Source organism: Sporosarcina sp. P1 (assembly GCF_002743155.1).
GTDB classification, from domain to species: Bacteria; Bacillota; Bacilli; order Bacillales_A; family Planococcaceae; genus Sporosarcina; species Sporosarcina ureae_B.
Window position 1 is genome coordinate 29229 of record NZ_PDYS01000017.1, and the last position, 14263, is coordinate 43491.

General features: G+C 41.3%; 15 protein-coding genes. 7 read left to right on the forward strand and 8 right to left on the reverse strand.

From position 1 onward, the window contains the following. The first annotated feature begins 21 nt into the window (after positions 1-21). From CSV73_RS13685 to CSV73_RS13700, 4 genes are all read left to right on the forward strand, one after another. Positions 22-447, forward strand: a complete 426-nt coding sequence (locus CSV73_RS13685) for an HIT family protein (RefSeq protein WP_085131598.1) — start codon at positions 22-24, stop codon at positions 445-447. A 193-nt stretch (positions 448-640) separates the two neighbouring features. Next, entirely contained in the window at positions 641-997 is a 357-nt protein-coding gene (locus CSV73_RS13690; RefSeq protein ID WP_085131599.1) for a YtxH domain-containing protein, read from the forward strand. A 190-nt stretch (positions 998-1187) separates the two neighbouring features. Further along, positions 1188-1751 carry an HTH-type transcriptional regulator Hpr gene (locus CSV73_RS13695; RefSeq protein ID WP_099627871.1) on the forward strand — a complete coding sequence of 188 codons (564 nt, stop codon included), beginning with the start codon at positions 1188-1190 and terminating at the stop codon, positions 1749-1751. An 86-nt stretch (positions 1752-1837) separates the two neighbouring features. Beyond that, positions 1838-2023 (forward strand): hypothetical protein, encoded by a 186-nt coding sequence (locus CSV73_RS13700; RefSeq protein ID WP_029054118.1) that lies wholly within the window; start codon positions 1838-1840, stop codon positions 2021-2023. 42 nt (positions 2024-2065) lie between these two features. Here the strand turns inward: CSV73_RS13700 and CSV73_RS13705 are convergent, their stop codons facing one another. Further along, entirely contained in the window at positions 2066-2167 is a 102-nt protein-coding gene (locus CSV73_RS13705) for a YjcZ family sporulation protein (protein ID WP_081242714.1), read from the reverse strand. A gap of 159 nt (positions 2168-2326) precedes the next feature. Between CSV73_RS13705 and CSV73_RS13710 the strand changes: the two genes are divergently transcribed. After that, on the forward strand, positions 2327-3262 hold the full coding sequence (locus CSV73_RS13710) for a peptidylprolyl isomerase (protein WP_085131601.1): 936 nt from the start codon (positions 2327-2329) through the stop codon (positions 3260-3262). Positions 3263-3420: 158 nt separating this feature from the next. Here the strand turns inward: CSV73_RS13710 and yhaM are convergent, their stop codons facing one another. The 5 genes from yhaM to CSV73_RS13735 all read right to left on the reverse strand — a co-directional run bounded on the left by yhaM (position 3421) and on the right by CSV73_RS13735 (position 10806). Then, positions 3421-4359 carry a 3'-5' exoribonuclease YhaM gene (yhaM, locus tag CSV73_RS13715; protein ID WP_085131602.1) on the reverse strand — a complete coding sequence of 313 codons (939 nt, stop codon included), beginning with the start codon at positions 4357-4359 and terminating at the stop codon, positions 3421-3423. Then, positions 4359-7211, reverse strand: coding sequence for an ATP-binding protein (locus CSV73_RS13720; RefSeq protein ID WP_099627872.1), 2853 nt, complete (start codon positions 7209-7211; stop codon positions 4359-4361). Before CSV73_RS13720 ends, yhaM begins: the two co-directional genes overlap by 1 nt. Before the next feature lies 1 nt (position 7212). Then, on the reverse strand, positions 7213-8415 hold the full coding sequence (locus CSV73_RS13725) for a metallophosphoesterase family protein (RefSeq protein ID WP_085131604.1): 1203 nt from the start codon (positions 8413-8415) through the stop codon (positions 7213-7215). A 239-nt stretch (positions 8416-8654) separates the two neighbouring features. Continuing rightward, complete coding sequence (locus tag CSV73_RS13730; protein WP_085131605.1) at positions 8655-9914, reverse strand: ABC transporter permease; 1260 nt, start codon at positions 9912-9914, stop codon at positions 8655-8657. Then, positions 9907-10806 carry an ABC transporter ATP-binding protein gene (locus tag CSV73_RS13735; RefSeq protein WP_085131606.1) on the reverse strand — a complete coding sequence of 300 codons (900 nt, stop codon included), beginning with the start codon at positions 10804-10806 and terminating at the stop codon, positions 9907-9909. The genes CSV73_RS13730 and CSV73_RS13735 overlap by 8 nt, the downstream gene beginning before the upstream one ends. Positions 10807-10991: 185 nt before the next feature. Between CSV73_RS13735 and CSV73_RS13740 the strand changes: the two genes are divergently transcribed. Beyond that, on the forward strand, positions 10992-11177 hold the full coding sequence (locus CSV73_RS13740; RefSeq protein WP_085131607.1) for a YhzD family protein: 186 nt from the start codon (positions 10992-10994) through the stop codon (positions 11175-11177). A 173-nt stretch (positions 11178-11350) separates the two neighbouring features. Continuing rightward, positions 11351-11755: a methylglyoxal synthase gene (gene mgsA / locus CSV73_RS13745; protein ID WP_198166080.1), complete on the forward strand. Its 405-nt coding sequence runs from the start codon at positions 11351-11353 to the stop codon at positions 11753-11755. A 68-nt stretch (positions 11756-11823) separates the two neighbouring features. On the opposite strand, the gene CSV73_RS13750 is transcribed toward mgsA, so the two are convergent. Further along, complete coding sequence (locus CSV73_RS13750; protein ID WP_085131609.1) at positions 11824-12609, reverse strand: enoyl-CoA hydratase; 786 nt, start codon at positions 12607-12609, stop codon at positions 11824-11826. Between the two features lie 116 nt (positions 12610-12725). Continuing rightward, positions 12726-14234 (reverse strand): coproporphyrinogen III oxidase, encoded by a 1509-nt coding sequence (locus CSV73_RS13755; RefSeq protein WP_085131610.1) that lies wholly within the window; start codon positions 14232-14234, stop codon positions 12726-12728. Between the last annotated feature and the right edge of the window lie 29 nt (positions 14235-14263).

Below are 14263 nucleotides of genomic sequence, written 5' to 3' on the forward strand. Positions count from 1 at the left end.
AACATGAAAGGATGTGTAGAAATGACCTCATGTATTTTCTGCAAGATTGTAGAAGGAACGATTCCAGGAGAAAAAATCTACGAAGATGATCACGTTATCGCCTTTATGGATATTATGCCTGTCACGAAAGGACACGTACTCCTAATTCCAAAAACACATCGTGAAAATGTGTATGAATTAACTGAAGATGAAGCTGCGAATCTATTTAAAGTGGCGCCAAAAATCGCTAATGCACTAAAAGAAGAATTTCAACCGTGCGGGATGAACTTATTACAAAACAACGGATCTTTCGCAGGTCAATCAGTCTATCATTTCCATATGCATTTAATTCCACGCTATGATAAATCAGATGGCCTGAAAGTAGAATTCGATACAAAAGTAGAGCAGTTCCCAATGGACGTAGTATCTGAATTGGCTACGAATATTTCAAGACATCTGCAAGAATAACACGCGGAAGTTGTAGGCAGAAGAGTATAGTGTTTTTCTTCATCACCCGAAATGAGACCTACTTTTCTGTCCACTTCTCCAAACCATTAGAATAAAACTTTCGACAGTATAATATTTCATTCATTTTCTTGCTCAATTACGTACTAACATGCTTTAATAAAATAATAACTATACAAAAGGAGTGTTCTCTATTATGAAAGCGTCCACATTCTTTATTGGTCTGGCGGCAGGTGCTGTCACTTCTGCGGTAACTGTTCTATATTCTACACCAAAAGCGGGAAGTGAACTGCGTGACAGCGTCAAAAATGCATCACTTGAATTGAAGGATAAGTTGAAAGACGTCAAAGGGCAAGTTGCCGATCTGAAAGATTCTGTAACCGACCTAACAAAAGAAGCAAAAGAGCTTGTACCAGAGACTGTTGAAGAAATGAAAGTTTCGGTAGCGGACTGGAAACGCTCGACCGAACATAATAAGAAGCGATTAGAGAAAGAAATTTCTGCTATTCAAACCGCATTGGATGATCTTGAAAAATCAATTGGTGCCCGCTAACGCGTTTTCATTTAGGCATCAGTTGTTCACTTGCTAATCTTTGAGTGCGTACCCATAGTAAAACAGCTCAGAAATAGTTGTATTCTATGGGCATATACACTCAAACTGATTTATTTTACTATTCCGTCTTTTTTATTTGTTGTTTTTTTGGTATAATAAATAAAATGACTGAAAGAAAGCAGGTGTCTCGATGGCCGATCAACATATTTCACGTAAAGACGCCATGATCTTCAACCAGCGTGTAGCCCAAATGTCCAAGGCATTATGGAAAGCTGTAGAGAAGGATTGGCAACAATGGATTAAACCGTATGAACTCAATATTAATGAACATCATATTTTATGGATCGCCTACCATTTGGAAGGCGCCACAATTTCAGACATCGCGAAGTTTGGCGTAATGCATGTCTCAACCGCCTTTAACTTCTCAAAAAAGTTGGAACAGCGCCAACTTTTGTATTTCTCAAAAAAAGAAGATGACCGACGCAATACATATGTGACGGTTTCAGAAGAAGGCAAAGCATTACTTATCCAGATGAATGAAAATTACCATAATGAAGATTACAGCGTACTTCAGGGTTCTCTTCCCATTCGTGATATTTATGGAAAATTCCCTGAATTCCTAGAAGTCATGTCAGTATTGCGCAACATTTATGGAGATGATTTTATGGACATTTTCGAACGTGGTTTTCAGAACATTGAGAAGACATATGTCGATTCAAGTGATTACCTTATAAAATCTAAAGTAGAGTCATAATTACCTGCTCTTTACACGGTTTAGTTTTTTCCTTTTGATCACAAATTCTGCTATGATAGAAAAGAAGCAGAAAGAGGAGGTCTAAAATGGTTATTGCGATTACCATTCTATTTTCATTGTTCTACTTATATCAAATTAATAAAATGACATTTGCTCTTTGCCAATCTAGAGAGATTCCAGAAGAAAAGCAGCCAAAGATTTATCGCACTGTAAATATTCTGATCACAATCCTTATTTTATCCTTATATGTAGAAGTGTTCTTTAGCGCCTGACACTATGTATGCCCGCCCCCATTGCTGGAGGCAGGGCTTTTTTTAATACAAGTATGCCGCGCCGACGATGATCAACAAAATGAACAAAACAACAATTAAAGCAAAGCCTGATGAACCTGATCCGCCCTGTGTGTAACCGCTCATGAAGGCACCCCCTTTCACATTGTATCTTATGCGAATGTAGAAAAAAGCGGTTGGGCAGTTTCAAATGAATGGAACCTTTTTGTTTTTTATACGTTATATGATATAGTGTTTACTTGAAGAATATACAGAATCTATACTTAGATTAGGGGAGTTAATTACATGAAAAAGAAGATGTTAGCATTTACACTTGCAGCTTCGGTTGCAGCTTTATCCGCTTGTTCTGGCGGCGATGAAAAGGTTATGACGTCCAAAGCAGGAGATGTAACGAAAGATGAGTTTTATCAAGAAATGAAAACATCTGTCGGTGAACAAGCTCTACAAATGATCATCTTAGAAAAGGTTCTGGATGATAAGTATAATGTAGACGATAAGCAAGTAGATGCAGAATTTGATAAAAACAAAGAACAACTCGGTGAAAACTTCGAAGCTTTCTTAGCTCAACAAGGTCAAACACCTGAGAGCTTCAAGAAAATGATTCGTTTGAATAAATTGCAGGAAGCTGCATTGACTGACGGCATTGAAGTTTCTGACGAAGAGTTGAACAAGCGCCTTGAGGAATCACAATCAGAAATCAACGCTCGTCATATCTTAGTTGAAGATGAAAAGACAGCTAAGGAAGTAAAAGAAAAGTTGGATAAAGGAGAAGACTTTGCGAAAGTAGCAAAAGAATACTCTACTGATCCAGGTTCTAAAGATGAAGGCGGAGATCTTGATTGGTTCGCTTACGGTGTCATGGTTCCTGAATTCTGGAACGCTGCATACGACTTAGAGCCAGGTAAAATCAGTGAGCCTGTTCAATCAGATAACGGTTTCCATATCATCGAAGTAAAAGAAAAGCGTAAAACTGACGATAAAGAGATCACTGATGAAAAGAAAGACGAAATCCGTCATGAACTATTGATGGAAAAAGCTGACGAAAACGAGCTATTAGCTAAAGTTTCGAAGTTAGTAAAAGATGCAGATGTTAAGATCAAAGATGAAGATTTGAAAGCTTCACTTGATTTGTTCAAGATGGAAGAGCAACCAGCTGAAGAAGCACCTGCAGAAGACGCTCCAGCTGATGATACTGAAGTGGAAGTAGAAGAAGGTAAGTAATATATGAAAAGGTCTGCCCTGGAAGTTATATCTTCCACTGGCAGACCTTTTTTGTGATTTTATAATCGTAGTGATTGGTTGTTTTGCTAGCCCAATCAAAACCAAGACTTAACAATATTCTTTACTTCACAACGAGTCGTGTCCTGTCCCACATTAATTTATTCAAACGTAGGCTTGTAGAACGAACGGTTATCCAGCGGGAATACGCGCTCAGAGAACTCGCCTGGCGTCGTTTTCGACATCACACGGTTCAGCATATTCATCTTCGCATCGATATTATCGATATAGTGAAGAATCTCTGCCTCTTTTAACATCGGACGCTTCGGACTGCCCCACTCTTCTTTACCATGGTGAGACAACACCATATGCTGAAGCAACATCACTTCTTCGCCTTCGATCTCCAGTTCTTCTGCCGCCTTGGAAATTTCATTGACCATGATCGTAATATGTCCTAGCAAGTTCCCTTCAATCGTATACTGCGTACCGACGGGACCTGACAACTCGATGACCTTTCCGATATCATGCAAAATAATCCCTGCATACAGCAAGTCTTTGTTCAACGTCGGATACAACTCCGCAATCGCCTTGCCAAGTTTTAACATCGAAACTACGTGATCTAGCAAGCCTGACACGTAGTCATGATGATTTCTCGTAGCTGCCGGATATAACACGAAGTCTTGCTGGTGCTTCTTCAATAAATGACGAGTGACACGCTGGATTTGTGGATTTTTCATTTCAAAGAAATACTGCATTAATTCATCAAGCAATACTTCCTTACTCTTTTCAGCAGACGGTACTAAATCTGCAATCGTCACGCCTTCATCTTCTTTTACAGGACGAATTGCTTTAAGACGAAGTTGATTTTTTCCGCGGTATTCGTGGATTTCTCCACCTACTTTTACGATAGTCGCCCCCTGATACATCTGGGCTTGTTCTTCACCCGCATCCCAAAGTTTAGCTTCAAGATCCCCACTTTTATCTTGCAGAATCAACGTCATGAACGGACTCCCCTGCTGTGTGACACCTTTTGTTGCCTGTTTAATCAATAAATACATGTCGATCGTTTCGCCGACTTGATAGTCAAGTAGTTTTTTCATCAGTGAATCTCCCCTTTTACTTTTCGTCCAATCTCAATTGTATGAGGCTCACTTGGCCATTTCGATTTCATCTCTTGATGACAAGTAAAGTACAGAAATTGATGAGATGGCTGTAACCCAGTAAGTATTTCTATCATACGCGAAAGTCGCTCATTATCAAAGTGAACAAATGGATCATCCATAATGATTGGGAACGGTGCACGCTCTGATAATTCAAATGCTAACGCTAGTCGCAATGAAAGATAAGCTTGCTCTTTTGTAGCTTGACTGAGTTCATTGATCATGAAAGTTTGTCCTTCGTCAGTGACTGCCTCAAAATAACCTTCCATCGTTAAACCGAGCGTCGCGTATCGATTTCCTGTTAAATAGCTAAACCATTTATTCGCCTGAATGAGAACGGCTGGTAATTGATGTTCTTTCCACTCACTCATCGTCTGTCGAATCGACTCACGGACAGCTTTGCGGATTACCCATTGTTCTGTCATTTCTTCCAACTCGGCTTTTCGCACTTCTACTAACTGCTGTAGTTCACTGTACGTTTGACTGGCACCCATTTGTGATATTTCATGACCTACCTTGACTTGCTCATCTACAAGCGCCTCTACTTCTTGACGAATCATTTGAAGACGGTTCGACGTTTCACTGCGTTGTCGTTCCAGTTCGGGTAGGGTCCATTCTTTTACTAATGGTTCTTTACTATATAAAGAAAGCTGGGCTTCTACTTCTTTTAGCTGTCGTTTCAGCAATTGTGCATCTTGATTTTGCTGATACGCAGTGTAAAATTGTTCTTTTTCCGATACGCCAACGCTATCGAACAATTTTTGAATTTCTGCTCTTGTCGTTTCCAACAGCTCCTGTGTTTCTTGTAACTGTTCTTTGATTTCAACTACTGTTTGTTGTTTGCTTAAATGCTTTTCTTGCAGGCTATTCTGACGAAGTAGTTCTTGGCGAATTCTTTCGAATAAACCTTCTTCCGCAACAGGTCCGAGCACTTCTTCCACTTCTTTGATTAGCGATTGTATGTGCTGTGTCGTTGTTAGCAGACGTTGCCGCCATGTTCTCAAATCTATTTCCGTGTCCTGGAACTCGCGCAGTAACCGAAAGCTTTCCTGAATATTGAATGTCAAATCGAATGGTTCATCTTGCAACAGTTCTTGCAACGTCTTCACCGCTTGTTGTTGCTGATAATAAAGTTGTTCCATTTCTTCCGCGTATTTCTGCAATTTATGATCCAGTCTTTCAATCTCGGTTATAACTTGTTGCTCATCGCGCTGTTGCAGAACATCACGCTCAGCCAGTCTTTCGAGTTCTGCTGCTAACGCTTCATGATCTCGAATGAACGATTGCTGGTCTGATACAGAATCAGGTCGTTGTTTCCATAACCAAGCACCGACCGCCACAACGACTAGACCGAGGCCCGCAAACAACCATTGCTGCTGCAAGATACTATATGCCCCGATCGCTAGTCCAATGAGCAAAATAACTGCCGGAACGATCTGATTCGATACGTGCTTATCTCCCGCAGATACAATGAATTTAGCCTCAGCTAGTTGACGTTGCAATTCTGGCAAAGTCGCCAGTTTCTCTCGTTCAGATTCAGTCAATCGCAAACGTTCCGTACGTTCTTTTCGTTGCTCTGCTCCCTGACGCTCACTTTCTGCTTCTGCCAATAGACGTTGCAATGCTTTTAGTTGCTGATCCAATTCTTTCTGCTCTTCAACGATAGGCTCAAGTTGACGTTCACGTTGTATGGAGACATCTATGTTCCCTATTGATAACTGCTGCTCGTCAGTTAACCCTAAGCGATTGCTGAACTGCTGTTGTTTCTTTTCTAGCATACGAATTTCCTGTTCAGCAGAAAGTCGATCGGTACGTAACCGATGCCATTCCGCTTCCTGTGCCACCCACCGCTCCAACTGTTGCCGTTCACTGTCAGGTCGTAAATCGATTAATTCCGACTGCCACTCCGCCTGTTCTTTCTCTAGACGTGTTTTCTTTAATTGCCATTCTGATTGTTTACTGGCCAGTTCTTCATAACGACGAATTCCCGCTGCCGGAAACTCATCCGATAAGTGAGTAAGTTGTTCATGTAATTGATTGCGCTGTTGCTGGAGCGGAACAATTTGCATGGCGATTCGTTGTTCTTCAGACTGCTTATAAAGATGTTGCTCTTCCAAGCGTAAAGTCGCCACTTGCTCATCGAGTTCTTGCTTGCGAATAGTAAGCGGTTCATACGTCGAGAGCTTCTGCTGCTCTTTTTGCATGGCTTGTTCAAGTTCACGTATTTCGATTAGTTTTTTATTCATCGGCGGTATTTTTCCAGATTTTTTGAAGAGGCCACCCATTTCTTTCTCCATCTTCTTTTCAACTTTCCAAAGTGTATCTAAACCAGTCGTACCTGAAGCAAGTAATGTACGGCTTAAATCATTTTCATCCATTTTCTCGAGATCTTGTAACTGGAATAAGGAGAAAGAGAAAATGGATTCAAAAGCTTGTCGATCGTAACCTCTCAATAACCTCTTCAGTTCTGCTTCCCCTGCAATACCCCCATCTTCAAAACGGATTAAGACGTCACCTGAAGACTTCCCACGCACCCGCTCAATCATCCAATTACCATACTCTTGATCTTCTATATATAGACAGCCGCCATATTTACCACCTGTTTTCGGCTCATAGCGCAGCTCTTGTTGATTTTTTTGTGGAAATCCAAATAAAATATGAAGGATGGCTTGCTGAATGGTCGTCTTCCCTGCTTCATTCGGTCCATACAAAAGATTCATACCGGGGCGCAAATCAATTTCTAGATTCTCATGCTGACCGAATCCATAAAGAAGTATTTTCTGGATTTTCATTTCAGCTCTCCTTCAACATTTCATTCTCAAGCAATGCGGTTGCCTGCTGTTTTAACCGCTCAAAATCTGCAGGCGTCAGTGCTTCTAAATAGCGACCGGCTTTATGGTTGTACACTTCTTTCACTAAGTCATTCCAGTCATTCACTTCCCAAGAGGACATGGTTCTTTCCACTGGTTCCAATAATGAATTAGGGACTACTGAATCATGGATTGGCGGCCATTCAATTGCTGAAATCCACACAAAAGGTTCCATTGCTTCATACTGTTCACGCAAAATGTTGAGCCATTCTGTCTCAGCCCTAGCTACGTCTTTTGTCAAACCTTCCGTATGTTTCATCACTAACTCCACGACGATACTACCAGCTTCAGCTGTTAGTTGATCAATCGCTTCCTGACAAGCAGAAATCCAGTCATCTGCGTAGTCAATTCCTTCGCACGAAACCGTCAAGGTAGTGAATACAATATCTGATGTGCCCACAAATTTAAGGGTAGTGTTAGTAGACGTCAACAAGACGTCATAAAAACCTTTACGTCCTTGTTCATTGCGATGCCGGCCTTGAATATTGCCAGGGTAAACAATCGGTGGTTCTGACGACAATACTTGGCGCTTATGGATATGGCCAAGCGCCCAGTAGTTATAATGCTTATCTTGTAATTCACGGATTGTAAACGGCGCATATACAGCATGCTCTGCATCTCCTGCCACACTTCCATGTAATAGACCAATATGTATTCCGTCAGTAGCTTTCGAATATTGCCTACTCATTGGTTCTTTAACATGGCGCTGCGGATAGCTGAAGCCATGTAAATAAATGATGTTGTCACGGATCAGCAGTTGTTTTTGCTCTACTCGTTCAGAAAACACGTGAACATTTTCGGGCAATGAAACTCTAGTCCATCTACCTTCCAGGTGGTCGTGATTTCCATAGGACAGGTAGACAGGAATATTCACTTTTTGAAGTTGTTGCATACCTTGCTGAAAACGAATTTGCGCACGCAAACTACGGTCTTCACCGTCGTAAATATCGCCCACAATGACAATGAAATCCGGGCGTTCTTTAACTGCGTAGGCTATGAATCGGTCGAATGCGGCGAATGTGGACTGCTGCAGTCTGGCAAGTTCGTCCGGACCTGCTGCCGCCATGCCTTTAAAAGGGCTGTCCAAGTGCAGGTCGGCTGTATGTAAAAAACGTATAGGTTCCATAGGTCGCACCCCTTCCACGAATACTCGTTCCTATTTTACCATATTCAATCGATTGTAGGGAAGATGGTTACATAAATGTAAATAGAGTGCATCGTTAATTAACTTTGTGGGTGGAACTTCAATCGTATTGTACTCACTAATTACCTAGTTCCACCATTTCCGCTTTGTCTTTGAGCTATCACCACGTAAAAAAAGCCCCAAGAAGCACCGTGACTTCTTGGGACGCCCTTCACATAAACCTATTCCTTTCCAAGCTGAACAGCCTTTTTCAAATCTTTCAGTGAACGTGATGGGCCATACATTAAGACACCGCCACGATACACTTTCGATCCGAACCAGCCGAGGATCAAGATGGTCACAACCATAATGCCTATTGAAAGCAAAGGCTCCCATAAAGGTAAGTCGAGCATGCCAACTCGAAGGAACATGACAAGTGGAGCGAAGAATGGGATGAACGATGCGATTTTTAAATAGCCTAATTCTGGATTCCCAAGACCAGTTGCTGCGATTATGAAGGCTGCAACGATCAGCAACGACATCGGCATAATCATTTGCTGTACGTCTTCTGTACGGCTCACTAATGAACCAAGCAAGGCTGCAAGTGTGGCGTATAAGAAATAGCCCAGTAAGAAGAATATCACTGCGTAAACAAGTGTGCTTACTTCTAAGTTTTCTAAACTAAAGAATGCGGATAACTCATTTTCTTCTCCTGTGGAAGAAAGTCTATAAGCTAAAAATCCGGACACTGCATAAATTAGTATCTGTACAATTCCGAGTGATCCGATTCCAAGCACTTTCGCAAACATATGCTTAACAGGTGATACGCTCGAGATAAGAATTTCCATCACGCGTGATGATTTTTCTGTTGCTACTTCCGTTGCAATCATCGATGAATAAATAATTACGGCAAAATAAATGACGAACATCAATACATATACCAAGATGCGAGCCTGGTTTAGTTCTTCTTCTGATTTTGCTGTTTCTGAAATATTATGTTTCTCAAATTGAATGGGTGCAAATAACTCAGAAACTTGTTCACCCGATAATGAGAGCTGTTCAGCTTTCACCTCAGTTTGAATGCTCTGTAATGCATCTTGCAGAGCTGAAGGCAAAAATTGGTCTACTAAGCTGCTTGTAGTGTAATTCGCTTGAATCGTTTGATCAGCATCGAAACTCAATTCCATGAACGCGGCAATTTCTTCCGATTTTACTTGCTCTGATAACTGACTTGGCGAGTCTTCTGTCAGCTCTAATGAAATTCCTTGCTCATTTTGCTGAAGTTTTTCAAGCAGACGGTCAAATAACACGCCACTTTCATCAACGACCACTACACGATCCTCTTCTTCATTCCCCATCATCTTACCGACCTTTTCCATAATGCTCGGCAAATTCGCGAAGAGGAAAATACCCGCTACCATAATAAGTGTCGTAATGAAAAATGATTTGGTTTTAGCTTTAGTTAAGAAACTTTGTTTGAAAATAATCCAAAATTCACGCATGCTCTTTCCCCACTTTCGCAATAAATATGTCTTGCAAAGATGGTTCTTCTATTTCAAACTGACGAATCGGTCCTTTAAGCAATACTGCCTGCAACAGCGTATGCGCCACTTGTTCATCCTCAACTTGAAAGACTGCACCTTCCAATGAATGATGGGCGGTCGTTACTCCTTCGATGCTCTCTAGTTCTATTAAAGGAAAGTCTGCACGGATTCGGACATTTTGTTTGCCGAACGAACGTTTTACGTCACGCAAATTTCCACTTACCAATTGTTTGCCATGGTGAATAATACTGAGTTGTTCACATAACTCTTCTACATGATCCATACGGTGGCTTGAAAACAGAATCGTTGCTCCGTTATTACGGAAGTCTACGATCGCTTTTTTTAGCATCTCGACGTTAACCGGATCAAGTCCTGAGAACGGTTCATCCAGGATCAACAATTGCGGATCATGCAATAATGCGGCAATGACTTGTATCTTTTGCTGATTCCCTTTGGATAACTCCTCTACCTTTTTATTCGTATTTTGTGGTACTTCGAAACGATCCAACCAATGCAGTGCGGAGCTTTTCGCTGCTGACTTTTTCATTCCACGTAGCTGTCCAAGAAAGATTAACTGATCCAGTACTTTCATTTTTGGATAAAGCCCCCGTTCCTCCGGTAGATACCCAATTAGCGGACTTGTCTCATACGATATCGTACGGCCGTTCCATGAAATATTTCCTTCTGTCGGAGTTAGTAATCCCAAAATCATTCGAAATGTAGTGGTCTTTCCGGCGCCGTTTGCTCCAAGAAATCCATACATCGTCCCTTCTTCCACCGTCAATGACAGCTGATCCACTGCTGTAAAATCACCAAATCGTTTAGTCACTCGTTCCAATTCTAAGGCCATGTACATCATCTCCTTCAATACTCTCTATCTCGTTCTACGTTTCAAGAGACAATATGTTTCATAATTGTAAATATTCTTCTTAGACATTCTAACATTCACTATCTTTTTTCACTTTAATTCACTGAATCATTATTCATTTCGTTCAATTCATAGTATACTAAGTAAAAGATGATGGAGGCGATACAATGAAAACGTACAAACTTACAGCTTACGAAAAAGATGGTTCATTGATTACAGAAGAAACTTTCACTGCTGAATCTGATGACGTAGCAAAAGAACAAGGTCATCAGTTGCTGACAGAAAAAGATTTGCTCGAGCGAACGCACCGCCTGGCTTCCCCTCTTGGTAAATTATTATTATTCCATACGTAAACAAATGACAAAATCTCCGTTTGTAGGGGATTTTGTTTTTTATACGATGAATATGAACAACAGGAAATTGTATTGCGCACAGTTTTCAAATCTTTATACAAATAGCACAAGATTTTTTCAGAATTTTGTGATACGCTATGGTCGTCAAGAAATCGTAGAAGGAAGTGACTCGTTTGAACATTGCTTTAATTGCGCATGATGAAAAAAAGGCTGAATTAGTCAATTTCACAATTGCTTACGAGCAGATTTTTGCTAAACATACTCTTTACGCAACGGGCACAACAGGCTTACGCATCATGGAAGAAACCGATCTATCTGTCACACGACTCATGTCGGGTCCTCTTGGCGGAGATCAGCAGATGGGAGCCATGATCGCGATGGGTGAGCTAGATTTAATTTTATTTTTCCGTGATCCGTTGACTGCACAGCCACATGAACCGGATGTGAGTGCGTTACTTCGATTATGTGATGTCTATGGTATACCTCTCGCTACGAATTTAGCTTCAGCGGAGTTACTATTGCGTGCTATAGAAAAAGGCTATTTCTCATGGAGAGAAACAGCCGCCAAGTATCAATAATTCTTCAAAGATGATAATAGATGTAAACGAGATGCGCAGTTTCCATAGCGCGTCTTTTTATCTGCCATTTATTGACCCGTGAAGCTCGGTTTTCTTTTCTCAATAAACGCCTGTACGCCTTCGCGGTGATCAGTTGTTGAGCGCATGGCTGTTTGTGCTTCACTTTCGAGTCTCACTATTTGTTCAAGTTCTGCGATGCCCGCCGCATGGAGTATTTTCTTTGTTGCCGCCATAGAAGCTGTCGGGGAGTGCAAGATCAATTGAGCGCGTTGTTGTGCCGTGTTCCACGCTTCACCATCTGCTACCGCTTCGTCAACGAGTCCAATATGCATTGCACTTTTTCCATCAAGTACTTTCCCAGACCAAATGAGTTGTTTAGCTTTGGCTGTGCCTACGCGTTCTTTCAGGAAGAAGTGACCGCCACCATCTGGAACGAGTCCGATGCCAATGAAGTTCATTGCAATTTTACTTGATTCTTCCGCGATGACAACATCGCATGCAATAGCGATACTGCATCCTAATCCCGCCGCTGCGCCATGTACGGACGCAATGGTGATTTGTGGCATGCTATACATAGACAAAGCCAATCTCGATAAGTCGACCATGATGTCTTCCATTTTCATTGGCCCATTCGGGTTTAGCATCGCCTTGACGTTTCCACCAGCAGAAAATGCTCGACCAGCACCCCGGAACAGTACGACATGTACTGAGGAATTCACCTTTAGTTGATCTACAATATCCGCCAATTCTTTCATCATGACGCCGTCCATTGCGTTCATTACATCAGGTTGGTTAAAGGTTATTGTCGCTAATCGTCCTTCAATTTCCACTTCGATCTGTTTTGTCAAAATCAATTCCCCCTTTATGTGAATGGTTGTTCATTCATTACATTATACACAATTACCAGATCATTTGCATAACTTTAACAAAAAAATCCCCTCGCCATTTTTACGACGGGGGAATTTCAATATTACTTTATAGTCTCTGAAGAAGGAAATAACTTTTCCAAATACGCTATTTTCTTATCGATGGCTTCTTCAAAGCCCAATATATAGGCGCCAGGTTCTTTCGGATTATGGAATTGCGTCAACTTGCCAGTTGCTGGTTCCATGAACTTACTCGAAGCTCCGCAACCTAAGCCAATAATGGTTTGCGCTTCTTCCATGATCAAAATGTTATAAAGACTTTCTTCACCGGGTTTTGAATACCCTACGTTTTCAAGATTTCCTAATATGTTTTTCTGGCGGTAAAGATAATACGGTATATAGCCATTATCACGAGACCATTCTTCACCGCGCGTCATCATTTTCCCTACAGTTTCGCGGTCCGCCACTTGATACTTATCTTTGTTGCGCGTCATTTCAGAAGCGCGCTTGAATGACAACGTGTGGATCGTCAAAGATTCCGGCTGCATCTTTTCTGTTTCAGCTAATGAATGTTCAAATTCTTCCAGACCTTCATTCGGCAAACCAATGATTAAGTCCATATTTATATTGCGCATTCCTTGCTCTCTTGACAACCAATATTTATCGATTGTTTCCTGTACCGTGTGATGACGGCCGATTGCTTTCAACGTTTCGTCCGTATATGATTGCGGATTGACACTGATTCGATCTATGCCCCACTTCTTCAGCACTTCGAGTTTTGGTACCGTAATTGTATCTGGACGCCCGGCTTCTACCGTTACTTCACGAACATGTTCCATATAAGGGAATGAGTCCGTCATCGTTTGATAGAGTGCATCCATTTCATCTGCTTCAATAGATGTGGGTGTTCCGCCACCGAAATAAATTGTCGTAATGCGAATATCATGTTCTTTTAACCATTTACCCATCGCGCGCATTTCTTCATGCAAGCCGTCGAGGAATGTCTCCACTCGCCCACTTTTTCGATGAATCGCATAAGCTGGGAACGTGCAATACGCACATTTTGTCGGACAAAACGGAATACCGATATATATACTCACTTCTTCTTTCAATGAATATAAATCGGGCAATGCATTTAGCTGAACGTCTGCAATTTTCGCAATCAAATCACTTTTTCGTACAGAAACACGATGACGTTGCTGAAGTAATTGCTTTGCTTCATCGACCGAATGGCCGTCTTGAATATACATATGATACAACTTGGTAGGTCGGATTCCCGTTAGAATTCCCCACTCTTGATCCATTCCAGTTGCTTGTTCCAGTGCATCTAGCAATACATGGGAATACATTCTTTTGCGCTGACGTATTTGCTCGCGTTCTTCTGTTTCTTTTACCTCTTCGGCAAAACGCGACGTATAATGCTTGTCTTGCCATTGAATATCTACCGTTACACTTGGCGATTCTTCGTATTCTTCTCTAAATTGTAACGCAATCGCTGTTTCATCCGTTCGATCTGTCACTATTTTAGACTGTTCGAAAAATAAATTGGCTAAGTGTGTAAACATTCGGATCCAATCTTGAGGGAACTGTTGATTCACATATAATTGTTGCATTATTTTCTCCTACTCTCCATCTGTTGAAA